24 protein-coding genes and 1 pseudogene are annotated in these 24,076 nt (G+C 67.4%); 13 read left to right on the forward strand and 12 right to left on the reverse strand.

All coding sequences use genetic code 11. The features are described from left to right. Positions 1-82 precede the first annotated feature (82 nt). Both NGM10_RS13235 and NGM10_RS13240 read right to left on the reverse strand, forming a co-directional pair. Positions 83-589, reverse strand: a complete 507-nt coding sequence (locus tag NGM10_RS13235; protein WP_368408671.1) for a CBS domain-containing protein — start codon at positions 587-589, stop codon at positions 83-85. Between the two features lie 230 nt (positions 590-819). Continuing rightward, positions 820-1,455 carry a reverse transcriptase-like protein gene (locus NGM10_RS13240; protein ID WP_253479509.1) on the reverse strand — a complete coding sequence of 212 codons (636 nt, stop codon included), beginning with the start codon at positions 1,453-1,455 and terminating at the stop codon, positions 820-822. A gap of 163 nt (positions 1,456-1,618) precedes the next feature. On the opposite strand from NGM10_RS13240, the gene NGM10_RS13245 reads away from it, so the two are divergent. Then, positions 1,619-2,017, forward strand: coding sequence for a DUF7344 domain-containing protein (locus tag NGM10_RS13245; protein WP_253479511.1), 399 nt, complete (start codon positions 1,619-1,621; stop codon positions 2,015-2,017). A gap of 200 nt (positions 2,018-2,217) precedes the next feature. Further along, positions 2,218-3,267 carry a hypothetical protein gene (locus tag NGM10_RS13250; RefSeq protein ID WP_253479513.1) on the forward strand — a complete coding sequence of 350 codons (1,050 nt, stop codon included), beginning with the start codon at positions 2,218-2,220 and terminating at the stop codon, positions 3,265-3,267. Positions 3,268-3,556: 289 nt separating this feature from the next. Here NGM10_RS13250 and NGM10_RS13255 read toward each other — a convergent pair whose 3' ends face one another. Continuing rightward, positions 3,557-5,815, reverse strand: a complete 2,259-nt coding sequence (locus tag NGM10_RS13255) for an NADP-dependent malic enzyme (RefSeq protein ID WP_253479515.1) — start codon at positions 5,813-5,815, stop codon at positions 3,557-3,559. A gap of 123 nt (positions 5,816-5,938) precedes the next feature. Continuing rightward, entirely contained in the window at positions 5,939-7,045 is a 1,107-nt protein-coding gene (locus NGM10_RS13260; protein WP_253479517.1) for a M24 family metallopeptidase, read from the reverse strand. 504 nt (positions 7,046-7,549) lie between these two features. Between NGM10_RS13260 and NGM10_RS13265 the strand changes: the two genes are divergently transcribed. The 4 genes from NGM10_RS13265 to NGM10_RS13280 all read left to right on the forward strand — a co-directional run bounded on the left by NGM10_RS13265 (position 7,550) and on the right by NGM10_RS13280 (position 10,661). Continuing rightward, complete coding sequence (locus tag NGM10_RS13265; protein ID WP_253479519.1) at positions 7,550-8,026, forward strand: COX15/CtaA family protein; 477 nt, start codon at positions 7,550-7,552, stop codon at positions 8,024-8,026. A gap of 98 nt (positions 8,027-8,124) precedes the next feature. Beyond that, on the forward strand, positions 8,125-9,045 hold the full coding sequence (locus tag NGM10_RS13270; protein ID WP_368408672.1) for a basic amino acid ABC transporter substrate-binding protein: 921 nt from the start codon (positions 8,125-8,127) through the stop codon (positions 9,043-9,045). Between the two features lie 6 nt (positions 9,046-9,051). Beyond that, on the forward strand, positions 9,052-9,915 hold the full coding sequence (locus NGM10_RS13275) for an amino acid ABC transporter permease (RefSeq protein WP_253479523.1): 864 nt from the start codon (positions 9,052-9,054) through the stop codon (positions 9,913-9,915). Beyond that, positions 9,912-10,661 (forward strand): amino acid ABC transporter ATP-binding protein, encoded by a 750-nt coding sequence (locus NGM10_RS13280; protein ID WP_253479525.1) that lies wholly within the window; start codon positions 9,912-9,914, stop codon positions 10,659-10,661. Before NGM10_RS13275 ends, NGM10_RS13280 begins: the two co-directional genes overlap by 4 nt. A gap of 51 nt (positions 10,662-10,712) precedes the next feature. On the opposite strand, the gene NGM10_RS13285 is transcribed toward NGM10_RS13280, so the two are convergent. Further along, positions 10,713-11,375 (reverse strand): DUF7096 domain-containing protein, encoded by a 663-nt coding sequence (locus tag NGM10_RS13285; RefSeq protein WP_253479527.1) that lies wholly within the window; start codon positions 11,373-11,375, stop codon positions 10,713-10,715. A gap of 80 nt (positions 11,376-11,455) precedes the next feature. Then, positions 11,456-12,469: a DUF7345 domain-containing protein gene (locus NGM10_RS13290; protein WP_253479529.1), complete on the reverse strand. Its 1,014-nt coding sequence runs from the start codon at positions 12,467-12,469 to the stop codon at positions 11,456-11,458. Positions 12,470-12,711: 242 nt separating this feature from the next. Here NGM10_RS13290 and NGM10_RS13295 point away from each other — a divergent pair, with 242 nt between their 5' ends. Further along, entirely contained in the window at positions 12,712-13,020 is a 309-nt protein-coding gene (locus NGM10_RS13295) for a HalOD1 output domain-containing protein (protein WP_253479531.1), read from the forward strand. Here NGM10_RS13295 and NGM10_RS13300 read toward each other — a convergent pair. Further along, complete coding sequence (locus tag NGM10_RS13300) at positions 13,017-14,504, reverse strand: replication factor C large subunit (protein WP_253479533.1); 1,488 nt, start codon at positions 14,502-14,504, stop codon at positions 13,017-13,019. The genes NGM10_RS13295 and NGM10_RS13300 overlap by 4 nt on opposite strands. A gap of 67 nt (positions 14,505-14,571) precedes the next feature. Next, positions 14,572-14,796, reverse strand: a pseudogene (locus NGM10_RS18310) (AbrB/MazE/SpoVT family DNA-binding domain-containing protein); the annotation flags it as partial. A 110-nt stretch (positions 14,797-14,906) separates the two neighbouring features. On the opposite strand from NGM10_RS18310, the gene NGM10_RS13305 reads away from it, so the two are divergent. From NGM10_RS13305 to NGM10_RS13320, 4 genes are all read left to right on the forward strand, one after another. Next, the gene (locus NGM10_RS13305) at positions 14,907-15,623 is read left to right on the forward strand and encodes a PHP-associated domain-containing protein (protein WP_253479535.1); all 717 of its coding nucleotides are present in this window, start codon (positions 14,907-14,909) and stop codon (positions 15,621-15,623) included. Positions 15,624-15,685: 62 nt separating this feature from the next. Then, a complete protein-coding gene (locus NGM10_RS13310) occupies positions 15,686-16,279 on the forward strand; it encodes a GNAT family N-acetyltransferase (protein ID WP_253479537.1) in 594 nt (197 codons plus the stop codon). After that, positions 16,276-16,503: a DUF7385 family protein gene (locus NGM10_RS13315; RefSeq protein ID WP_253479539.1), complete on the forward strand. Its 228-nt coding sequence runs from the start codon at positions 16,276-16,278 to the stop codon at positions 16,501-16,503. Before NGM10_RS13310 ends, NGM10_RS13315 begins: the two co-directional genes overlap by 4 nt. A gap of 76 nt (positions 16,504-16,579) precedes the next feature. Beyond that, a complete protein-coding gene (locus tag NGM10_RS13320) occupies positions 16,580-17,155 on the forward strand; it encodes a DUF7978 family protein (protein WP_253479541.1) in 576 nt (191 codons plus the stop codon). A gap of 230 nt (positions 17,156-17,385) precedes the next feature. Here NGM10_RS13320 and NGM10_RS13325 read toward each other — a convergent pair whose 3' ends face one another. Together NGM10_RS13325 and NGM10_RS13330 are read right to left on the reverse strand one after the other, a co-directional pair. After that, a complete protein-coding gene (locus NGM10_RS13325; protein WP_368408629.1) occupies positions 17,386-17,961 on the reverse strand; it encodes a GNAT family N-acetyltransferase in 576 nt (191 codons plus the stop codon). 25 nt (positions 17,962-17,986) lie between these two features. Beyond that, positions 17,987-18,673 (reverse strand): metal-dependent hydrolase, encoded by a 687-nt coding sequence (locus NGM10_RS13330; RefSeq protein WP_253479542.1) that lies wholly within the window; start codon positions 18,671-18,673, stop codon positions 17,987-17,989. A 106-nt stretch (positions 18,674-18,779) separates the two neighbouring features. Here NGM10_RS13330 and NGM10_RS13335 point away from each other — a divergent pair, with 106 nt between their 5' ends. Both NGM10_RS13335 and NGM10_RS13340 read left to right on the forward strand, forming a co-directional pair. After that, positions 18,780-19,493, forward strand: a complete 714-nt coding sequence (locus NGM10_RS13335; protein WP_253479544.1) for a helix-turn-helix domain-containing protein — start codon at positions 18,780-18,782, stop codon at positions 19,491-19,493. Positions 19,494-19,667: 174 nt separating this feature from the next. After that, on the forward strand, positions 19,668-20,219 hold the full coding sequence (locus tag NGM10_RS13340; protein ID WP_256504287.1) for an HD domain-containing protein: 552 nt from the start codon (positions 19,668-19,670) through the stop codon (positions 20,217-20,219). 106 nt (positions 20,220-20,325) lie between these two features. Here NGM10_RS13340 and hmgB read toward each other — a convergent pair whose 3' ends face one another. Together hmgB and NGM10_RS13350 are read right to left on the reverse strand one after the other, a co-directional pair. Then, a complete protein-coding gene (hmgB, locus tag NGM10_RS13345; protein ID WP_253479547.1) occupies positions 20,326-21,663 on the reverse strand; it encodes a hydroxymethylglutaryl-CoA synthase in 1,338 nt (445 codons plus the stop codon). A 148-nt stretch (positions 21,664-21,811) separates the two neighbouring features. Then, positions 21,812-23,797: an Ig-like domain-containing protein gene (locus tag NGM10_RS13350; RefSeq protein ID WP_253479549.1), complete on the reverse strand. Its 1,986-nt coding sequence runs from the start codon at positions 23,795-23,797 to the stop codon at positions 21,812-21,814. Between the last annotated feature and the right edge of the window lie 279 nt (positions 23,798-24,076).

A 24,076-nucleotide genomic window follows, 5' to 3' on the forward strand; every position in this document is an offset into this window, starting at 1 on the left:
GGCCGCTCGGTCGCGCGTGGTGGTTAGCAGTCGCTCGACCCCGCGTGGTGGTTAGCAGTCGCTCGATCCTACACGCTCGGGGTCACTCGGCCCCGCGCGCTCCGCGACGCTCGTCGCGGAGCGCGCGAAGCACGTCCTCGCGCGCCACGATGCCGACGAGGCGTCCGTCCTCGACCACCGGCAGTCGGTTGATGTCCCGGTCGTCGTCGGCCAGCAGGTCGAGGATGCGGTCGAGGTCGTCGTCGGGGGCGACCGTCACCGGGTCGTCGGTCATGATGGTCCGGACGGGCTTGCCCGCGTGCTTCAGCAGGTCGAGTTGGCCGTCGAGGTCGTCCCACGAGAGGTCGATGGCGTACTCCAGCGTTTCGAGGAACGGCGGGAAGCCGACCGGAATCCAGAGCGTCCGGTCGCTGGGCTGGAAGATGTGGACGAGGTCGTGCTGGGTGACGATGCCGACGACTCGCTCGTCGTCGTCCACGACCGGGAAGCCGTTGAAGTCCTCGCGCGCGAGTCGAGTCAGCACGTCGCCGATATCGTCGTCTGGATGGACCGTCTCCACGTCGGTCGTCATCAGGTCGCGGGCGTTCATGTCCGAGACGAGGGGGTCCCGGTCCGTATGGTTTCCGGTGGCCGGGCGCATCACTTACCTCCCTTCACCGCGTCGTCGGACCCATGGGGGAACGCGAGCGCTACGTCTGCGAGGCGTGCGGCGAGGAGTTCGAGACCGAGGCGGAACTCCGAGAACACGTCGAGTGCGTCGGACTGGTCGAGTGAGTCGCGAGCGAACGCGGACTCGGTGATTCGGCTTCCGGCCACCGCTCAGTCGCTCGCGCGCCGGTCGGCCCGGGAGGGCGGCGGAATCTGGGCTTCGCTCGACGCGGGGCTGTCGGGCAGGAGACACCGGTCGGTCTCGGCGTTGACGTGGGCGTACTCCCCGGGGGCGTTCGCCAGCGCGTGGGCGGGGTTCGAGTCGCTCTCGACGACCGCGGCCCGGACCTCGTCGAACCCGCAGATGCGGGCTCGAATCCCCCGCCAGTGGTTCGCGTTGGCGTCCGGAACCCGGAGCTTTCGGGGCGGGACGTGGTCGCTACGCCGAGTCGCCAGCGACGCGCTGTTGACGTTCGCGGCGAGGTCGTCGTGGTCCACCACGACGCCGACGCGGGCGTCCCGCGGCGCGCGCGCGGCCAGCACGTCGAGTCCGAGGTGGAGCGCCCGGTACTCGGCGGCGTTGTTGTCGGCGACCGTCGAGTCGGGGACCGCGATCCGCGCGACCCGCTCGCCGTCTCGGGTCTCGATGATGGCACCGAGTCCGCCGTCGTCGCTGTCGAGGCTGTAGGAGCCGTCGGTCGCGACGTAGAAATCGCGGTGGTGCGTTCGCGGCGGATGGGCGATGTGCGGCGTGGGCGATTCGTCGAACAGGGCCCGGAGTTGAGAGGGACGGCCGTGAACGGCCATATCTCCCGGTTCGGCCCGCGCTGACTTAAACCTGCGGCCGGGACGGGCAGTACGTTTATCTTCCTCAGCGTGTTGCCTTGCGGGACGCAACGACGCCCGGCGGGACCCCGACCGCACGGCGGTCGGGGTCCCACCGCGGCGCTCCGCAACCTCCACACGAACCATGAGACACGACCAGCAGGGGGAGGCGAACGTCTCTCCGTCGCACGTCTCCGAGCAGGATGTACTGTCAGTCACCGGCGAGAGCGAGGCGCTCGACGCGGTGTTTCGCGCCCTCGCGGACTACCGACGACGCTGTGCCTGCCACTATCTCGCCCGGAGCGACGGCCCGATGCGGGTCGAGGACCTCGCGGAACTGCTCGCCGCGTCGGTCCGCGAGAAGAGTCGCGCGCTACTCACCGCAGACGAGGTCGAGAAGACCCGGACAGAACTCCTCCGGATGCACCTGCCGAGGTTGGCCGAGGCCGGTGTCGTGAAGTACGACGGTGAGACGGTGACGCTCGCGGGGTCACCGGGCGTCCGGGTATGTCTCGGGGCAGCCTCGTCGGTTGACTTCGGGTAGGGGGTACGTCTCTGTCTTTTCGATTCGTTAGGATTGGTGAGTAGTTGCGTCTCAGTTTGCTCGTTTGCTCGAACTACAATCCCCGAGCAGGTGTCGCTACGGAATGCTAGCATCTAGAACCCCTATATGTATTAACATGTATAAATATGTAGGGAGTTAGAACACAGATTTTATCAAAGAGTGTCGTTTGATTGGATATTATGAAGCGAACCGTCGTCCTGATGCTACTTATAGTAATCAGTAGCACAGCCGTCGTCCCCCACTCTGTCGCGGCGGACGATGAGTATCCATCGCCGTGCGACGAAGCACCCCTCCTCGACGCCACGGGCGAATACGAAGGGGCCATCGATACGCCGGAAGATGTCGATACGTTTCGGGTGCAAGTCGACCGGGGCGACTATCTGCATTTCAACGTCCGCTACGCAGAGGGCTCAGTCGACCCAGAAGTTGCTGTGTACGGCATCGAGGTGACGAGAAAGAACATCACCAGTACCGACTCTAGAACGTACCGTGGGGACACGTACCTCGAACCAGACCCCGGAGTCGAAGGGACGGGCGAGCTCTGGGCCGAGGAGTCCGGGGCCGTCTGCTTCAAGATGCACGAAGACGCCCCGTCTGACGCAACTGTTCCGTACCAATGGCGATTCGCGCTGGACAAAAACAGTCCGACTGCGCCGGAGTTCACCCCGGCCTCCGACGAACTCCAGACTCGCGCCGAGTCGCTGGAGTCCGAGGTTGAAGAGCAGAACGAAACGATAACCGAACTCGAATCGCAGCTCTCGGAGCGTCAGGACCGAATCGCAGAACTGGAGTCCGAACTCGAAGAAGCCGAATCAAACGAGGAGTCCGGTGGCGACGTAACTATCAACGTGGAAGTCACACCGGCGGGAGACCAGCAGAACTTCGTCACTGGCGGCAAGGCGCAACTTTCAGTCCAGAGCGACGACGTTGACCCGAGTGAGGTGGACATCGAGTACGGCAGTGCGACCTACGGTGTCGGTGCGGACGGGCAAGCCGAAGTGGCGCTTGCGGATGCCGGAACGCAGAATTTGAACGTCGTCTACGGAGACACCAGCGAGTCGGTCAGTTTCGACGTTCAAGCATCGGACGAGGAGACTGACGGCGAATCAGCGGGCCAAGACGACGGTGATAGCGACGAGCAATCGTCCGGTGGTGTTCCCGGCTTCGGGTTCGTCACAGTCCTCGGCGCAGTGGCACTGCTGGTGGCTGTCGGCCTCCGACGCGATTGAGCGAATTCGGGGGTCGGCGGATTCGGTTTGGGGATGTGAGTGGGCTTTTATCATCGGTTGAGGACGACCGAGAGCCGTTCTTTTCGGCACGAGTAGCTGACCACGTCCGAAACAGAGGCAAAACCGCCACCGCGACCGCAGACCTCACGCCTCCCCAACCTCCTCTTTCGCTCCCTCCGGTCGCTCAGTCGTCCCTCGCGCGATAGGCGCGACCACGAGGGTCGCGCCCCGCGCGCCGACTGTTAGTTAATGGTTCGCTCGCAGAGAGGTGATTGTTCGCTCCCGGCGACTACTCGTTCTGCTGGGCGTCCACGACCGCGACGCCCGCCAGATTCACGATGTCCTTGACCTCGTCGCCGCGCTGGATGACGTGGACCGGTTTGTCCATCCCGACCAGCATCGGGCCGATGGCCTCCGCGCCGCCGAGGCGCTGGAGGAGCTTGTAGCCGATGTTCCCGGCTTCGAGGTTGGGGAACACGAGGACGTTCGCGGGGTCGTCGAGGTCGGAGAACTCGTAGGTCCCGTTCAGAATCTCCTCGACCACCGCGGTGTCGGCCTGCATCTCGCCGTCGACGGGGAAGTCGGCGGTCGGGTCCTCCCGGAGTATCTCGGCGGCCTGCCGAGGCTTGCGGGTGCCCTCGTTGTCGACGCTCCCGAAGTTCGAGTACGACAGCATCGCCGCGCGGGGTTCGACGTTGAACCGGCGGGCGAGTTCCGCCGTGTGTTTGGTGATCTCCGCGAGCACCTCCTCGTCGGGGTCCTGATTGACCGTGGTGTCGGCACAGAAGATGACCCGGTTCTTGAACGTCAGGAGGTAGACGCCCGCGGCGTAGTCTGCGTCCTCGGCCGTGCCGACGACCTGCAGGGGCGGCCGGAGCGCCGAGGGGTAGTGGTGGCTCAGGCCGGTGAGCATCGCGTCGGCGTCGCCCTGCTCGACCATCACGCTCCCGAAGTAGTTGCCGTCCTTCTCGACCAAGTCCTCGGCCTCGCTACGGGTGATGCCCTTGCGTCGCCGGAGCTCGTAGAGGCGGTCGGCGTACGCCTCGTGGTCGCCGCTGGTCGGGTCGGCGACCTCGGGGTCGAAGTCGAGGCCGAGGTCGTCGGCGGTGGCCTCGATCTCCTCGCGGTCGCCGATGAGGACGGGGTTGGCGATGCCCTCTTCTGCCATCTGGTAGGCCGCCCGGACCATCTTCTCGTCGTCGCCCTCCGCCAGCGCGACCCGCTTGGGGTCGGACTTGGCCTTGTTGAGCACGACCCGCATCATCTCGCGGGACTTGCCCAGACGGGCCTCCAGCGTCTCGACGTACGCCTCGGTGTCGAGTTCGCTACGGGCGACCCCCGACTCCATCGCGGCGTCGGCGACCGCGGGCGCGACCTCGAAGAGGACCCGCGGGTCCAGCGGCTTGGGGATGATGTAGTCGGGTCCGAACTGGAGGGGCTGGTCGCCGTAGGCCTTCACCACGGCGTCGGGCACGTCCTGCTTGGCGAGGTCGGCCAGCGCCTCGGCGGCCGCGATCTTCATGTCCTCGTTGATTTCGGTCGCGCGCACGTCGAGCGCGCCCCGGAAGATGAACGGGAATCCGAGGACGTTGTTGACCATGTTGGGGTAGTCCGAGCGCCCGGTCGCCATGATGACGGTGTCCTCGCGGGCCGCCTTGGCCTCCTCGTAGCCGATCTCGGGGTCGGGGTTCGCCATCGCGAAGATGACGGGGTCGTCGGCCATCGACCGCACCATCTCCTGGGAGACGATGCCCGCGACCGACAGGCCGACGAACACGTCGGCCCCCTCCATGGCGTCTTCGAGGTCGCCCTCCGGCACGTCGCGGGCGAACTGCGCCTTGTACTCGTTGACGTCGCCGCGCTCGGCCCGCTCCTCGGTGATGATGCCCGAGGAGTCACACATCAGGATGTTCTCCTTGCGCGCGCCGAGCGAGACGTAGAACCGCGCGGTCGCGATGGCCGAGGCCCCCGCGCCCGAGAAGACGATTTTGAGGTCTTCGAGGTCCTTGCCGTTGATCTCGGTGGCGTTCAACAGCGCGGCACCAGAGATGATGGCGGTGCCGTGCTGGTCGTCGTGGAAGACGGGGATGTCCATCTCCTCGCGGAGTCGCTCCTCTATCTCGAAGCACTCGGGGGCCTTGATGTCCTCGAGATTGACGCCCCCGAAGGTGGGTTCCATCGCCTTGACGCTGCGGACGATGTCGCCGGGGTCGGCCTGATCGAGTTCGATGTCGAACACGTCGATGTCGGCGAACCGCTTGAACAGCACGCCCTTGCCCTCCATCACCGGCTTGGACGCCTGCGCGCCGATGTCGCCCAGGCCCAGCACCGCCGACCCGTTCGAGACGACTCCCACGAGGTTGCCCTTCGCGGTGTACTGGTAGGCGTCGTCGGGGTTCTCCGCAATCTTCCGGCACGGTTCGGCCACGCCCGGCGAGTAGGCGAGGCTGAGGTCGCGCTGGGTGTTGGTCGGCTTGGTCGTCGAGATCTCTATCTTGCCCGGCGGGTCCGAGCGGTGATAATCGAGTGAGTCCTCGTCTAGTCCCATGGCGCGACAAATCGCACCCGCCCCTAAAAAACTATGCGAAGCCGTCGAACCGTGGTTCGACGGCCGTCGAAATCCCGCCGCGCCCACGTCGCCGTCACAGCGGCGTCGACGCCGCGCCGTCGACTACGCCGAGTTCACCAGCACGTCCGGACACTCCAGTTCGACGCCGCCGTCCTCGGACTCGACGGCCGTCGTCGGCCACCGGCCGGTGTCGGTCAGCACCCCGAACTCCTCCTCGGCCACCAGCACGGTGTCCTCGCTCTTGGCACCCTGCACGGTCGGGTTCCACGCGTAGGCCATCGGCGCGGTCACGGGGGCCGCCGAGTCGGGTGTCGCCACCCACTCGCGCCCGGCGTACCCGGCCGCCCCGCCCTGATGGTGGAGTCGCCACTCGTCGGGGTGGCCGACCCGGTCGTAGGCGTTCCGGACCGCGGCGAACACCTCGCCCGCGGTCCCGCCCCGTCCTGCGGCCTCGCGGGTCGCGGCGAGCGCGGCCACCTCGACCGTGCGGGCCGCGCGGTGACGTTCGCGGAGTTCCGCCAGCGCCTCGTCGGACAGTTCGGACTCGAACGCGACCGTCCGGGTCGCGCTGGCGTGGAGACCGCCGCGCTCGGCCGTGACCGACACCAGCGCGTACCCGCCGAGTTCGGCGTCGGTCGGCGTGTAGTGTCGGTACTTCCGGGCGCGCTCCGCGCCGCCCACGAGCGCGACCGGGGCCTCGATACCCCGCGCCGAGAGCGCGACCCGGAGGGCGGAGGCGACCTCCGACTCGGTGTCGCCGGGCCGGAGCTCCCGGCAGACCGCCTCGACCGCCTCGGCGGTCTCCCCGCCGAGGTCGCGGTAGGCCTCGATGTCCTCCGGCGTGAGTGGGTGGCGCAACGGCGAGGCGTCCACCGACGCCAGCCCCGGTGCGTCGAAGTCGGCCCCCGCGGGGCCGGGCGCGCGCTCGGCGACCGCCTCCGCGAGCGACTTCTCGTGCCACGGGAACTCGACGACGTGCGCGCGCACGTCGTCGAGTTCCTCCTCGCGAAGGCGGTCGGCCTCGACGTTGTTCGTCACGACCTCCAGCGCCTCGCCGTCGTAGCCCACCGCGGCGACCCCCACGTCGGTCTCGCGGTCCACGACGTTGCTCGCGCCGGTCAGCCACGCGAAGGAGTTCGGGCGCGCGAACCAGACGGACCCGAGGTCGCGCTCGGCGAGCAGGGCGTCGAGGCGGTCCTGCTTGGTCATACGTGGCGGGTGGGGAGCGACCGCCTTGAATGAGGCGACTTCGGCGAATCTTCGCGGTCCGGACCCGACCGCGAATTTCGCGACCTGCCGCGAACCACGAGTGTCGTGACGTGCGCCAGACCACGGGACGCGCCGCGCTTGCGGCCTCGACGAGGCCGCAAGCGCACGCGGGGAGGCACGGGGCGCGGTGCGGGTGCAGTGCGGTCGCGATGCGGGTGCAGTGCGGTCGCGATACGGGTGCAGTGCGGTCGCGATGCGGGTGCAGTGCGGTGCAGTGCGGTCGCGATGCGGTGCGGTCGCGGTCTCATCGGTACCGAGAGTAGCTAGCTTCTCGGTTCCGACAGCAACCGCACGACCGAACCACACCACCACGGGTCGCGTATCCACCACCTCGCAATCGCAGTCGGACAGGTCTAAGTACGACCGGCCGAAAACCCCGATACGGGGAGTTCAAACCGTGCAAACACACACGATACGAGTCTCGTCGAGGGGAGGGTCGCGCTGATGGTCCGGTTTCGCCACCTCGCCGCCGTCACCACTGGCCTCACCTTCGTGCTCATCCTGCTCGGGGTCTACACCGCCGCGGTGGGCGCGGGGCTGTCGTGTTCGGCCCAGTGGCCGTTCTGCGACGGCGGCCTGATTCCGCAGTCGTTCCCGAGCTTCGTCGAGTGGTTCCACCGCCTCGTCGCGATGGTGACCGGGTTCTTCATCCTCGGCACCGCGGTCGGCGCGTGGAAGTACCACTCCCAGCGGCGGATTCGGGGCGCAGCCACCCTCGCGCTCGCGGTCACGCCGGTTCAGGTCGTGCTGGGCGGCGCGACCGTCTTCGTCTACACGCCGGTGGTGCAGGTCGCCCACCACGCCGCCGCGCTGATAATCTTCGGCGCGCTCGTGGCGACCACGCTGTGGTCCTACGAGACCGCGCGAGCGCCTGAGAGTCGGGCGGCCGACGCGACCGCCGGGTATCCGACCGACGACTGACCCTCATTTTAGCGTCTCTCCCGTCCGATTCTGGAACTTTCGCGCCAACGGTTATATGGTATCGGGTAGATGGAATATCGGGGGAGAAACACATGGACATCGACAGGCGGACGTTCGTCACGGGGAGTGCGGGAATCGTCGGCGGGTTCGCGCTGGGGGGCGTGGCCGCCGGACAGGACGACGAAGAAGTCATCCGGGTCGGTTCGGACATCCCGTACAATCCGTTCGAGTACCGGACCGAGGAGGGCGAACTGGTCGGCTTCGACGTCGACATGGCCGAGGCCATCTTCGTCGACCAACTGGACCGGGAGTACGAGTTCGTCCAGACCGGGTTCGACACCATCATCCCGAGCCTGAACAACGGCAACTTCCGGGTCATCATGTCGGCGATGACCATCAACGAGGAGCGCGCCGAGCAGGTCGACTTCTCGGACCCGTACTTCGTCGCGTTCCAGACCGTCGCGGTGCTGGAGGGTAGCGACATCGAGAGCTTGGAGGACCTCCGGGGCCAGACCGTCGCGGTCCAGAAGGGCACGACCGGCGAGGCCGCCGCCCAGGAGCTACAGGAGGAGTTCGACGGCGACCTCACCATCGACAGCTACGACCAGATTCCGGGGGCGTTCAGCGCCCTGCGCAACGCCCAGGCCGTCGGGGTCATCAACGACAACGCGGTCAACCTCCAGTACGTCGAGGACCGCGAGAACGTCGTGATGCTCGAAGGGGAGGGCGAGGCCGCCGAGGAGTTCGAGGAGGCCCCGCCGTATCTCACGCTCACGGTCGAGCGCTACGGCATCGCGTTCCGGCAGGACGACGACGAGTTCCGCGAGCAGGTCAACGAGGCGCTCGGGGAAGTCATCGAGAGCGGAGCCTACGAGGAGATATACGCCGAGTACTTCCCCGGCGAGCCGCCGACCGCCATCCTCGAAGCCGGGCGGGAGACCACGACCGCCGACGGCGAGACCGAGACCGACGAGGACGAGACCACCGCGGAGGACGGAACCACCGCGAACGGCGGGTAGCCCGCGATGGGGGAGACGTACGCCGACGAGGTGACCGCCGACGAGGCGACGGGCGGCGGCCCGCTGACCGACGAGCGCGTCAAACGGGCCGGAGTCGCGGTCTCGCTGGTGTTCGCCGCGGTCGTCCTCGGGTTCATCGCGCTCGTCCTGCTGGAGTACGTCGACTACGACCTGCTGTTCGCGGTGGTGCCGCGGTTCGTCGTGGCGTTCGTCCGGGTGCTGGCGGTGGTCGTGGTATCGAGCGTCCTCGCGGTCTCGGCCGGTCTCCTCGTCGGCCTCGGCCGCGTGTCCCGGACCTCGCTCACCCACTCCATCGCCACGGCGTACGTCCAGTTCTTCCGCGGGACGCCACTGCTCTTTCAGCTGTTCATCATCTATCTGGGCATCCCGTCGCTATGGCCGCCGGGCGAGTTCCCGATAAACCAGAACTGGACGGTCGTTCCGGGCGTCCTCTGGATAGACTGGAGCTTCATCACGGCCGTCGTCGCCCTGACGCTCAACCACGCCGCGTACGTGGGCGAGGCCGTGAAGGGCGGCATCAACGCGGTCCCCGACGGACAGATGGAGGCCGCCCGGTCGCTCGGCATGTCGTACGTCGATTCGATGCGGGAGGTCGTGCTCCCGCAGGCGTGGCGCAACGCGCTGGCGGCCATCGGCAACGACCAGGTCATCCTCGTCAAGGACACCTCGTTGCTGACCGTCATCGCGTTCCCCGAGATACTCACCGTCTTCCGGGAGATAAACTCGAACCAGTTCGACGCGTGGACGCCCATCGTGCTGGTCGCGGTGACGTATCTGGCCATCACGCTCCCGCTGATGCGGCTGGTCCAGCACCTCGAAACCCGCGGCGAGTGGAGGGGAGAGCGATGAGCGACGACCCCGCAAGCGTACCCGCGGTCGAATTCGAGAAGGTGAACAAGTACTTCGGCGAGGCCCACGTCCTCAAGGACGTCGACCTCGCGGTCGCCGACCGCGAGGTCGTGGTCGTCGTCGGGCCGAGCGGGTCGGGGAAGTCCACGCTACTCCGCTGCGTGAACCGTTTAGAGGAGGTCCAGTCGGGCGACATCCGCATCGAGGGCGAGTCGATCGCCGACCCCGACGTGGACGTGAACCGCCTCCGCCAGCGGGTCGGCATGGTGTTCCAGCACTTCAACCTCTTTCCGCACAAGACCGCGCTAGAGAACGTCACGCTCGCGCCGGTCCGGGTCCGGGGGCTCCCCGAGGAGGAGGCCCGCCGGACCGGCGAGGAACTGCTCGAAGAGGTGGGACTGGGCGACCAGCTCGACTCGTATCCGGGACAGCTCTCGGGCGGCCAGCAACAGCGGGTCGCCATCGCCCGCGCGCTGGCGATGGACCCCAGCGTGATGCTGTTCGACGAGGTGACCTCCGCGCTCGACCCCGAACTCGTCGGCGAGGTGCTGGCGGTGATGCGACGACTCGCCGAGGAGGGGATGACAATGCTCGTGGTGACCCACGAGATGGGGTTCGCCCGCGAGGTGGGCGACCGGGTCGTGCTGATGTCGGAGGGCCGAATCGTGGAGACGGGCCCGCCCGAGGAGCTGTTCGACCACCCAGAGACCGACCGCGCGAGGCAGTTCCTCGCGCGGGTGAAGTGAGACCGACCGGTGCCGTCGACGCTACTCCGTCTCACCGACGCGTTCCCGGTCTCACCGGCGCTCGCGGTCGCCCGCCCACGGCGTCTCGCTCTCGGCGCTCTCGTTGTCCAGCGTCTCGTTCGCGGCGTCCCGACCGACCTCGTCCTCGAAGCGGTAGAGGTCGACCGACCGATTTTCGAGGGTCCGGGCGTGGGTCACGTTCACGTCGTAGGTGGCTCGCATCCCGGGCGAGAGCTCCTCGGCCGCTCCGATGGTCCGGTTCGCCCGCATCTCGACGACCCGCGCCCTCACGACCAGCTCCGAGACCGACGCGCGGTACTCGCCCTCAGACAGCTCGCCCTCGTCCCACGCGACCGTGACGTTCGCCCGGACGCCTTCGAGCGCTTCGACGTACAGTTCGACGGCCGCGATCTCCTCGGCGAGGACCTCCGCGCGTTCGGCGCGGGTCGTCGCGTTCTCGAGTCGGTCCGAGAGGGTCCGGTTCCAGAGTTCGCCCTCGACGCTCGCACCCTGCGTGCCGACCGCGCCCGCGAGCTGTTGGCCCGGCGAGACGGTGGTGTTGTTCGCGACCACCGTCTCGTCGTCCGGCCACGTCGGGGTCGGTTCGTCGGCTTCCGGCGGCGTCTCGGGATTCGACGGACCGGTCGCGGCCGCGACCGGTCCGGTCACGACGACCGCGAGGAGGCCCACCACCAGGACGACTGTGGGTTTCATCGGCCGTTTCTACGGATTCTGTCGGCAATAAGCCGCCGTTACTGAACCCGGATTAATCCGGATTAACCGGGGTTCACGCCTCAAGGCTCCTCCTGAGCCAGTGCGAGCACGTTCTCGCGGCCGAGTCGGAAGCTCTCTATCTTCCCCTGCTCGCGGAGGCTGCCGACCACCTGACTCGTCTTGGCCTCGGTCCACCCGAGTTCGTCGACGATGGCCTTCTGCTTGACGCGGCCGCCCCGGCGTTCGAGGAGTCGGAGGACCCGCTCCTCGTTGCTCAGCAGGTCCTCGGGCGGTTCGTCGGTCTCCTCGCCGGGTTCCGAGTCGCGACGGCGGTAGAGCCACCACCCTCCGGCGACCCCCGCGCCGACGACCGCGAGACCACCGACCGCCGCGAGGACGACGCCCCACGGCAGGTCGGGGGTTCCGGTACCCGGCGGCGAGAGGACGATTCGCGGCTCGTTGGCGGCGAACTCCATCGGGCCGTTCCAGACCGCCGCGGTCTCGCGCTCCTCGTCGGGGGTCGGCCGGACCTCGGTCGTCTCGTAGTCCCCGGGCCACGTTATCAACAGCCGGGTCTTCTCGTCGAGCGGGAGCCCCGAAAGGGCGTCGCCGACCCGGACCTCGTCGTCCGACACCGCGGCGAACCCCTTCCACTGGAAGGTGTAGGCCACGATGCCGTACCGCTGGGGGAACTCCCGGACCTCGGCGTCGACGGTGAAGTTCTCGCCCGCCATCTCCCTGCCCGTGGCGTCCTCGGCGCTGTCTATCGTCCCCGACATCCGGCGGACGAACTGCTGGCTGTACTCGGTGGAGTTGGTCTCGATGTCGCTCTGCAGGCTCTCGAACGCATCGGTGGTCTCGCCGTCGTCGAGTCGCGTCCGGTAGGCGACCTCCCACGTCGCGGTCCCGTTCCCGTGGACCTGAACCCGCATGACGATGGTGTCGGGCGTGACGTCCCGGGACTGGCGGTCGAGGCTCTCGACCCGTTCGGGGTGGCCCGCCGCGCCGTCGACGGCCACGCCGCTGGTCGCACCGACGACGGCCGCCGCGCAGAGGGCTACCGCGAGGACCGCTCCGAACTGTCGCGCCCCCATTCGCTCGGTTCTCCGACGCCAAGGGAAAAATGGGTTGCGCCGCTTTGGGGCGTCTTACCCCCGCCCGTATAGTTCCACGAGCCGTTTCTCGGCGGTAGGTACGGCCTACCCTCGGTATCGGGTCGTTGCTTCGCTGAATCCGGGTGAAATCGGGCCAAAGCCGCCCGCAGGCTTCCCAATCGGCTTTCAGGGTTTAGGGGGTTGAAACGCCTGTCCGTACAACCCGCAATCGGCGAGACACCATGTCGAAGACGGAAACGCACACGGCGAACCCGGTCGAACGCGAGGAACGAGAGACACCGCTGCGGGTCCAGGCCGACTGGTCCGGCTGTGAGACCCTCGACGCCGCGGTGACGAGCGCGATTTCCCGGGCGACCGGGGCCGCGGTGACCGACCTCGCGCCCCTGTACGAGTACATGGACCCCGACGCGCTCCACGCGTTCGTCGCGTCCATGCGCGACCGCGAGCGGGAGACGAGCATCACCTTCGAGTACGAGGGCCACGACGTGACGGTCCGCTCGGACGGCGAGATACTGGTCTGGCCGACCTAGAAGAAGTCGCCGAGCCCCGACTGGCCGTCGTCTGCGTCCTCGCTGTCGTCGGCCTCCGAGTCGCCGGACGCCCCCTCACCGGTCGCGTCGGTGCCGGACGCCCCCTCACCGGTCGCGTCGGCGTCGTCCGACGCCGACGCGACCGAACCGTCGCTTTCACCCGATGCGACGCTCCCCTCGAACGCGCCGCCCGAGTGCTCGACGGCCCGCTCCTCTCGGAGTTCCTCTGCCTCCTCGACGATGTTCTGGACCTTGTTGGTGGTCTTGCCGCTGCCGGTGACGAACGAGACGTGCTCGGCGTCCAGCTCGTACTTGGCGGTCATCGCGACCGTCAGCTCGCGGTTCTTGCAGTGGTGGGTCATCGCCGCGAGGAACGGGAGCATCTCCCGACGGGCGGTCGACATGCTCACCCCGTCGGCCTGCGCGATCTTCCGGGCGACGTAGTCGCGCCTGTTGCGGTTGCCCTTCGAACTCCCGAGCTTCCGCCAGTAGCTCGGCGGGCCGTAGCGGGTCCACCCGCCCTTCTCGCCCCGCCGGGCCGCCGCGACCCCGCCAGCGATGTTGTCGCCCGCGTAGCGCCAGTAGGAGTAGTTCTGGGAGGCCCGGACCCGGCCGAGCCACCTGTCGGCGTTCGAGAGGAAGTCGTAGGCGACCGCGAGTTCCTCGCCCTCGTAGTCCTTGGGGACGTTGTCCTCGACCCAGTTGAGCATGTCGTCGGGCGTCTCGTCCACGTCGTAGGACTGCTGGAGCGCACCCTGCGCGTCGGCCTCCTTGAACAGCACGTCGAGGAAGTCGAAGATGCCGCTCGTCTCGTCGCGCTCGCCCGTGACTTCCACGTCCTCGGCGGTGAGTCGCTCGCTCTCCTCCGCGATGGCCTGGAGGTCGTTGACCGCCGACCGGAGGTCGCCGCTGTTCTTCTCGGCGAGCGCCTGCAGGGCGTCGTCGTCGAACTCGACGCCCTCCTGTCGGCAGATGTCCCGCAGGACCGGGACGATGGAGCGCGCCGAGACGTCCCGGAACTCGATGGTCTCGCAGGCGTTGCGCAGTGAGTTCGACATATCGTAGAACTCGTTGGCGATGAGGACCATCGGCTGTCCGGCCTCCTTGACCACGTCGGTGATGGCCCGCGAGCCGCCCCGGTCGACGTTGCCGTGGAGGTTGTCGGCCTCGTCCATGATGATGAGCCGACGGCCCGCCTCGCCGCCGGTCAGGGTGCCGCTCTTTGCGGCCTCGCCCGCGATGCGCTCGACGACCGAGGAGGTGCGCTGGTCGCTGGCGTTCAGCTCGATGGTGGGCCAGCCGAGGTCGCTCGCCAGCGCGTGGGCCGCCGAGGTCTTGCCGACGCCGGGGCTGCCGTGGACGATGACGGCGTCGCCGTGGTCGTCCCACGTCTCGGCCCACTGCTTCAGCTTGTCGCGGGCCTTGTCGTTTCCGCGGACCTCCGAGAGGGTGGAGGGGCGGTACTTCTCCGTCCAGTCTGCCATTGGGCCGAGGTAGGGACGGACCGCGTTTAGTGGTTGCGGAGAGACCCGCGACTACGAGTCGTCGAACTCGACCGCCTCGTCGAGCGCCGCTTCGCGCCTCCTCGCGGAGTTCGTCGGCGGTCTTCTCGACGTTCGCGAACTCGTCGCCGAGCGCGTCGAGTGGGTCCTCGGCGACCGGGATCAGCTTGATTCGGTCGTGCAGTTCGACGATGTGGTAGCGGTCGCCGTATCGCTCTCGCAGGTCCTTCGGGAGCGTCAGACGCCCGGAATCGCCCAAGGTAGCTTCGGGCACGGCCGAACGTGAGAATCTCCCGCACGACTGGCGAGCGACTGGAGTCGAATACCGACCCGATGTTCTCCCCGCAAGCCTTTACTTCCCGAGGCCCAACACCGACCGATTACATGACCGACGAGGTTTCGGTCGCCATCGACCCCCACGTCCACTCCGAGGACTCCTACGACGGCCACGAACCGGTCGAACTCCTGCTGGAGCAGGCCAGCGACATCGGCCTCGACGGCGTCGTGGTCACCGACCACGACGCCATCGAGGAGTCGCTCCGGGCGGCCGACCTCGCGCCCGAGTACGGCCTGCTCGGGATTCCGGGCGTCGAGGTCTCGACCGCCGCGGGCCACCTGCTCGCCATCGGCGTCGAGCAGCGCCCCGAGCCGTATCGCCCGCTGGGCGAGACCGTCGAGACGGTCCGCGACATGGGCGGGGTCGCGGTCATCCCCCACCCGTTCCAGCGCACCCGCCACGGCGTCCGGAAGCGCCGAATCCGGGACTGCGACGCCATCGAGGTGTTCAACTCCTGGCTGTTCACCGGCTACCGGAACCGACGCGCGAGGCGGTTCGCCGCCGAGCGCGACTATCCGGGCGTCGCCGCCAGCGACGCCCACTCGGCGACGTACCTCGGTCGGGCGTACACCGAACTCGCCATCGACGGCGTCGAATCGCGGGCGGACCTCGACGGCGAGGACGTGGTCGAGGCCTTCCGCGAGGGCGACGCCGAGATTCACGGCCGCAGACAGCCCCTCTACCGCAGCACGAAACACTACCTGAAGGGGGCCGGGCGACGGGTCGGGTGGGCGGTCCGGCCGGTCGTCTCGTCGTTGCTGTGAACCTTGCCACCTCGTGTCGAGGTCGGCCAACGCTTTTGACCCGTGGCTCCGACGCCTCTGACATGTTCCCCGAGCGCGTCGAGACCGAACGGCTCGTCCTCGAACCCCTCACGACCGAGAACGTGGACGTGCTGGCGTTCTATCGCCACTGCTCGCGCCACGACCCCCACATCGAGGAGGTGACCGAATACCTCTCGTGGGAACCCCACGAGACGCCAAAGGAGACCCTAGAGTTCCTCGAAACGTGCGAGGAGAGATGGGAGAAAAGCGAGGACGCGAGCTACGTCGTCCGACCCAAGGAGGGCGAGGACGGCGCGGGCGAGATAGCGGGCGCGACCGGTCTCCACCCCGACTGGGACCGCCGGAGCGCGACGCTGGGCGCGTGGTTGCGCAAGCCGTTCTGGGGTCGGGGCTACTCGGGCGAACGCGCCGAGGCCCTGCTGGCGGTCGCGTTCGACCGCCTCGACCTCGAAGTCGTGGCGGTGACCCACCACGCTGGCAACGAGAAGTCCCGGCGGGCCATCGAGAAGTACGTCGAGGCCCACGGCGGCCGCCACGAGGGCCTGCTCCGGAACTTCCACCCGGGGCCGGACGGTCCCGTCGACGCTCGTCGGTACACCGTGACCCGAGAGGAGTGGCGGGAGGCGACCGCATGACCGAGGAGTTCGACGTGCACGAGGTGCGCCACGCGCTGAAGCTCCACCGGGACACCGGCGACACCCAGCTGTGGGAGAACCGGAAGGACGCGACCTGTCCGGCCTGCGACGAGCCGTTCGCCGACCTGCTGGTCTCCGAGCGGCGGCACAACAGCTTCAATCCGCCCGACGGGCGGTTCTGCGTCGTCCGGGAGCCAGACCGGATTCTGGTGTTCACCCACTGACTCGTCCGAGCTAGAGGGCGGGTCTCGCGCGGGGCGAGCCACAAGGTATTCGACCCGGCGGTCGGATGCCCTCACCATGTCGGTGACTGACGACTTCCCGGTCGCCCGCGGCGCGCTCGCGGGCACAGCTGCGTGGCTCGCTGGCTACCTCGTCGCGTACGTCTGGAAGGCTGGCGAGGTCGCCGAGGCCGTCGAGGGAATCGGGTTCGTCTCCCAACTCTTCGGCGGCGAGGGCGTCCCGGCGTGGAAGGGCGTCGGCTGGCTGTTCATGAACGCCCACCTCGTGGACATCCGGTTCCCGACCATCGCGGGCGGGACCCGGATGCTCAACTTCGTCACCGCCGAGGACGGCGTCTCGATGGCGTTCCTCCTCATCCCGCCGGTGGTCCTGCTGGCCGCCGGGTTCGCGGTCGCGTACGCCGAGCGCGAGAGCGCCGAGACGGGACCTCTCGCGGGAGCCAAAGCGGGAACCACGCTCGCGCTGGGCTACCTCCCGCTGTCGGTCGCGGCCGGATTCCTGACCGAACACGCCATCGGGAGCACCGAGGCCGCCATCGCGCCCGACCCCGTGACCGCGGTCCTGCTCGCCGGACTCGTCTACCCCCTCGCGTTCGGCGCGCTCGGCGGGGCCGCCAGCGGCGCGCTCGACTGACCGACCCCTCATATCTGGCGATTGTTCTTTCACTCTCGCGGAGGATGCGCCGCGAATTCGCTCGCACCGCGAGCGAATTCGCACGCGGGGAGGAACGGGGCGCGGTGCGGGTGCTGGGCGGTGCTGGGCGGTGCGGTCTTCATCGGTGACGGAGGTAGCTAGCCTCTCGTCTGTCTTCACCCCGAATCTGCGAATGCAATCAGCAAACGCAATCGAACGAATCGCGACTGCTACTCCAACTTCCGGGCGACCATCTCGCCCCAGTGTTCGAAGCCGTGGCGGTCGTAGAATCCCTTCGCGCGGTCGTTCTCGCGGTCCACGTCGAGGACCAACCGATTCAGCGGCAGGTCCTGATCCTCGGCGAACTCGACGGCCGACTCCATCAGGTCGTCGGCGACCCCCGACCCGCGGAACTCCGGCCGGACGAATATCTCGTTGAGCACCGCGGCGTCCCAGATCATCGCGAGCTGCTGGGGGAGGACGAAGACGTAGCCCGCGAGGTCGGGCGTTCGGGGGTCCCCCTCGCCGGGCTCGGAGTCGGTCCCGGTTCCCTCGCTCTCGCCCTCGACCTCCGCGACCGTCACGCAACGCGGGTCGTGCTTCGTACACCAGAACACCCAGTCGAGGTATCGCTCGCCGTACTCGGTCGTCAGCTTCCCCTCGTAGACCTCCCGTTTGTCGTCGCCGCCGGTCCCGGACCCGAGGCCGAGTTCGAACTCTCGCTTGAGCGCCCACAGCGCCTCGGGGTCGCGGTCGGGGTCGTACGGCCGTATGGCGATATCGGTCGTTTCGTCGGTCTCGCTCATACGGGGTCGTTCGCGGACCGCGACGTTAATCCCGGCGTTCCTCCCAGAGGCGCAGGCCGACCACCGCGTAGCCCGTCAGCGCGACCAGGAGACGCTCGCCCGACGTGACGATGTAGAAGACGCGCTCTACGTCCTCCGGACCCTCGTCCCTGCTCGGGTCGACGCCGGTCTTGTAGTGGGTGTTCTCGGTCGTCCGCACGGTCTCGCCGCTCGACTGGGCGGCCTCTCCGGTCCGTTCGGCCGACTCCTCGGTCAGGAACTCGAAGCTCACGTCGACGAACGTCTGGACGAATCCGCGCTGGTCGGAGTAGATGAGGTGGCCCGAGAGCTCGTAGAAGCGGTCGTGGAGCGGATAGAAGAGGTTCGCGCCGTTGAAGAACAGGTCGGGACCGATGCCCGCGACCGTCACCGCGAACACCGAGACCCACGCGATTCGGACGCCGCGGTCGCCCCACCGGGCGCGTATCCACGACCGCGAGCGCTCGCGGACGCGGAGGTCGTAGGCCAACAGCGCCCCGACCGCGAGGGGCAGGAGGAGGGTGTGGAACGCCGCGCGATGGGTCCCCGGGAAGACGAGGCCGACGAACACGTCGAAGTCGATGAACGCCACGGCCCCCATCACCACCAGCACGGACTTCGAATCGAAGTGGTCGGAGAGCAGTGCGGTCCCGACGAGTCCCGCGAGCGCGACGTGGACCAGCGTCGATGGCATGCGTGAGGGTTGAGACCGAGGGACGTTATCAGTTTCCCGACCCCTTCGGCGAACGTCGAACCCCGATTTCGATACGCTTTTCCGGGTCACGCCCAGATTCGCCAGCATGACCGAACCGGACGACCCCCGCGAACAGCTCGCAGAGCGCATCGCGGGCGAGATAACCCTCAGCGACGACCCCGGCGCGACCCTCCGGAAGTGGCGGACCGACTTCGGGGTCTCACAGACCGACCTCGCCGACCACCTCGACGTGTCGTCGTCGGTCGTCAGCGACTACGAGAGCGGCCGCCGGGCGAGTCCGGGCATCGGCGTGGTCGCGCGCATCGTCTCGGGCCTGCTCGACATCGACGAGCGCCGCGGGGGCGACCGCATCCGCCAGTACGCCCGCGTCCTCTCTGCCGGATTCGAGAGCGACATCGTCAACGACCTCCGGGAGTACCCCACCAGAGTCGCGCTCGACCGCTTCTACGACGCGGTCGGCGCGACCGAACTCGCCGCTGGCGACCACGACCACGTCACCGGCCACACCGTCATCGACAGCATCGAGGCCATCACCCGCCTCTCCAGCGAGGAGTTCTACCGGCTCTACGGCCAGTCCACGAGCAGGGCGCTGATGTTCACCAACGTCACCCGCGGGGAGTCGCCCCTCGTGGCGATGCGCGTGGTGAATCCGACGCCGAACGCCGTTGTTCTGCACGGTCTGGACCGCGGAGATTTGTGGGAGCACGCGCCGAAGCTGGCGCAGTTGGACGGCTTCTCGCTGGCGGTGACGAACGAGCCGATTGGCGACGTGCTGGAGGCGCTTCGGGAGTTTCCGTGAGTCGAGTGTGTCTCGGCTTCCATCGGGCGCGAAAGAGGAGGTCGGCTTCGGTACGTACGCGTGCGAATCTCGCAAGACAACGATTTAGACCGCGGTCTTCGGGGTAATTAGCAGGGTCGTTTCGTCAGTTCGTGCAAGGAAGTTTTAATAACATATGCCGTTCCACTCAGATAGATGAGGGATTTAGAAACGGACCAAGACATCGAGCGAGCCATTCAATATCTGGTTCATTCGTTCGAATCCTCCGGAGACAACCCAAAGCCTGTAATCCTCCATAGCATCAGAGTGGGAATGAATCTGTACGACAGGGATTACGAAAAGCGTATTGTAATTTCTGGCCTTCTCCACGATTTAGTAGAGGACACGGACGTGACCCCAGACGAGATTCGTTCGGAGTTCGGAACCGAGGTCGCAGATACCGTAGAAGCCACTACCTTCGACAGGAGTATCGAGGACTATTTGGAACGGCACTACGACATTTATAGAAGGTGTTTCAAACGGGGGAGAGATGCGGTAGTTGTTAAAGCCGCAGATATCTTAGATAACAGTGATTACTACGGGGTAGCAGGGTCGGAAGAGTTGCAAAAGAACCTGCTAGAGAAGATGAGGTACTTCATTGACGAATCCGAACCGTATATCGGAAACGAAGACATATATTCCGAACTCGATGACGCGTTCCCGATTGTGAAGGCAAGGGTGGAAGAAAACAGCGGTACCGATAGCTGATTCATATTCGGAGTCCATTCTAGCTCTCTACCGAACAGGAATCGTCGAGTCACTGTCCCACCCAACTGTTCGCCCTCTCGGAAAACGAACCCCTCGCTACTGGCCCTTACTCCACGTACTCGTAGGTCCGCTCGTTCATCCGCCCCCACCCCGTGAAGACGAACTCCTCTTCCGGAAGCGTGAAGTCCTCGATTTCGATGGTCTTGTCGTGGTTGTGGCGGTCGTGGACCTTCTCGTACTCCGCAAAGGAGAGGTCGTAGCGCTCGTCTATCTGCTCGTCGATGTTGAGTTGCTCGATCTCGTCTTTCCACCCGTCACGCACGGTCTCGGCGTGGATTTCGGCCTGCGCGCCCGAGCCGTAGGAGCCGACCAGCAGGTCCTTCCCGGCGAGGTCGATTCCGGCCTCGGCCGCGGCCTTGAGCGCCGAGGCGCGCGCGATGTGGACCGACCCGGTGTACCAGTTGCCGACCTCCCGGGAGATCGAGAGGGTCGGCTCGATGACCTCGCCGTACCACTCGCGGTAGGCGTCGGTCGACTTGAGGTCGTCCATGTGCTCGCGGATGGCCTCCTCGTAGGTCTCGCGGTCCTCGAAGTCGTCCTCGCGGGGCTGGAGGCCGATGTCCTCGGCGAGCTCCTCCTCGACGGGCGTGTCCCGGATCATGTGACGGTACCCGAGCAGGCCCGCCTTCCGGACCATGCCGGGGAACGGCGTGTGGAACGGGATGTACGCGAAGTCGTCGGGGTGGGAGTCGCCCGCCACCGACTCGTAATCTTCGAGCGCCTCGCGCATCCGGGCCAGATACACCTGCATCGAGCGCTTGCCGTCGACGCTCGGGAACTGCTGGTTCGGCTTGAGGAAGTCGGTCTCGTCGGCGCTCCCGTAGCCCTGGTGGGTCGACAGCTCCACGAGGCTCGGGTCCTCGTCGATGAGCATCGCGACCGCGCCCGCGCCCTGCGTGGCCTCGCCGGGGTCCCCGCGAGCGTAGAGTGCGGTGTCGGTCGCCACCACGAGCGCGGCGCGGCCCCGATTGCGTCCGGCCTTGATCCAGTTGTACGCGTCGTCCAAGCTCTGGGTGCCCGCGATGCAGGCGAACTTGCGCTCGCCCTTGTTGGCGTGGTGGAAGTCCTCGCCGTACACCTGTTCGAGACACCCCGCGATGTAGGTCGAGACCGGCTTGGAGTTGTCGAACGCCGACTCGGTCGCCACGTCGATGCGGCCGATGTCGTCGGGGGTCAGCCCCTTGCGCTCCATCAGGCGCTTGGCGGCGTTCGCGCCCATCGTCACGATGTCCTCGTGGGCGTCCGGGAACGAACTCGCGTTGAGTCCGAGTCCCTTGGTGTACTTCTCGGGGTCCTCGCCCTTCTGGGGCGCGAACGTGTTCGGCAGGTCGAGCGTGAGCTTCCCCGTCCAGATCTCGATGGCGTCGATGCCGACGGCTGTCATGTCCCCACCTCCGACGACGCGACGTATTATTTTGTCGATAGCCGATTCGACGCGCGTCGAACTATCGCCACGGCGCGACCACCCCCCGAACCTCGGCTACCCCCCGAGCCTCGGCCACCCCCCGAAGCGCGACCACGCCCGCGCGGAGTCACGACTGGCGGAAGTGGATCGCCCGCTCGGTGCCGTCGTCGAGCGTGAGCGTGACCGTCACGTCGGCGTCGGCCGCCGAATCCGCGAATTCGAGGTCGCCGAGGTCGGCGTCGAACCCGCGGAAGTCGACGGTCACGTCGTCGTCGCTCGGTTCGAGCACCGCCTCCGAGCCCTCCGCCGCGAGCGCGTACGTCGTGCCGTCGGCGTCGAACCGCGACGTCGGGCTGTTGCCCGGCCCGTCGCGGTTCGCGAAGCCGGGCTGGGTCGCCCGGAGGATGCCCAGTTCGTCGCTGTCGCCGTTGTTCAGCCGACTCGCGTCGACGCCTCCGGCGTCGACCGCGAAGTCGGTCACGGTCACCGACTCGCTCCCGGTGTTCTCGACCGTGAACGTCAGTTGCGTTCCGCTGGTCACGCCCGCCGATTCGACCGGTCTGAGGCCCTGCTCGGAGGGGCCGCCGCCCGACCGCTCGACGTGAATCGTGATGGGGTCGACGTCGTCGCCGCTGGCGGCGTACGCCTTCACCGTTCCGTTCTCGGCAGGCACGTCGAGGGTGGTCCCGTTTTCGCCCGCGTCGGTGACTCCCTCGGTCGGCGAGAGGTCGCCGAAGTCGCTACGGTTCAGCGCGTAATCGACGGTCGAATTCGAGACCGGGTCGCCGTCCTCGGTCACGTTCGCCGTGAGGTCCACCGTCGTCCCCTCGTCGGCGTCGAGCGTACACCGGTCGTGCCCGTCGTCGCAGTCGAGTCCGTCGCCGACAGCGTCGGTCCACTCCACGTCGTAGGTCCGGTCCGCTCCGTCGTCGCCGTCCCCATCGTCCCCGTCGACGAACAGGTCGACGGTCGCCTCCTCGCGGGGTTCGGGGTCGTCGCTGATGTTGAACGCGACCGTCTTCGGTCCGGGGTCGTCCGGAGCGCGATAGACGAACGTCGCGCGGCCCTCGGCGTCGGTCTCGGTCCGCTCGGGCGTCACCGGGTCGTCGGGGTCGCTCACGTTCACGCGCGCGCCCGAGACGGGGTTGTTGTACCTGTCGCGGACCTCCACCACGACCCGCTGTTCGCCCCCGGCTCGAACCGTCTCGCTGTCGCCCCGGACGGTGGTGACGTAGTGGGCGTCGACGCCCGAGACGTCCGAACCCACACCGACCTTCGCGAGTTCGAGTTCGTAGGTGCCCGGTTCCAGCACGAGTCGGACCGCGTTCGCGCCGTCGGTGGTCGTCGCGTCCTCGACCGCCGTGACGCGGCGCTCGGGGTCGTCCTCGTCCTCGTCGAGTTCCTCGGCCAGCAGGTCGGTCCACTCCTCGGCGCCGCGGTTCGTCGGCACGACCACGGTGACGTTCTCGTCGGCGCTCTCGTTTTCGACGGTCACGGTCCGGGTGGCCGCGCTGACCGGCCGCACGTCCACGCTCTCGGTCGCGCTGCCCGACTCGGCGAGGCTGCCGTTGAGCGCCACGAGCGAGATTCGGTTACCACGGACGAGTCTCTGGCCCGCGAGCGTTCGGTTCGCGCTCTCGAATCGGTTGTAGAGGGCGCCGTTCTCGTAGACCGTGGTCGGCGCGCGCCGGTACTCGTGGTAGACCGGGGCGTAGGTCACCCCGCGCGTCGAGAAGTTCCGGTCGCTCCCGTTCCAGTAGTCGCCGGTCTCGCCGACCGCGGTGGCGTTCCCGACGGTGGCGTTCGACGGCGGCGTGGTCCGGAGCGTCCCCGAGGGCGGCGCGGGGTTGACGAACAGCGCGCGCTCGGGGTAGCGGGTGCCCAGCGCGACCGAGGCGCTCCCGCCGCTGTCGGTGGCCGCGGTCCGGAGGAGTTCGTCCCGGAGGTCCTGGAGTTCGCCCTGGACCTGCTGGTTGTGGTTGAACTCCACCTCCTCGTTCTGTTGGGGGACGACCGTGGCCTGATAGGTCGAGAGCAGGACGATGAGCACGCCGAACAGCAACACCGTCCCGATCTGGACCGTCACCGCACGGTCGTCCGTTCGAAATCGCACTATCCGGACGTTTCAGCCGAGACAGTTAAAAATAGCGTCTGTGGTGGCCGACGATTTCGCCGCTCGATGAGTCGAGCCGCGAAGAATCGCGGTCGGGTCGATTCGACTGGCGCTACGATGTCGGACAGTCGAACCCTCCGTGGGCGGTCGAGACGGGGTCGGTCAGCCGAAGCGACGGCGAGCGGCCGGTCGCTCGACAGAGCGACCGGCCGCCCGCGTTGGCGTCGCTCCACTCGACGGGATGTGAATGCCACGCATTGTCGTTACGGATTTATTACA

This window comes from Halorussus salilacus (genome assembly GCF_024138125.1).
GTDB classification, from domain to species: Archaea; Halobacteriota; Halobacteria; order Halobacteriales; family Haladaptataceae; genus Halorussus; species Halorussus salilacus.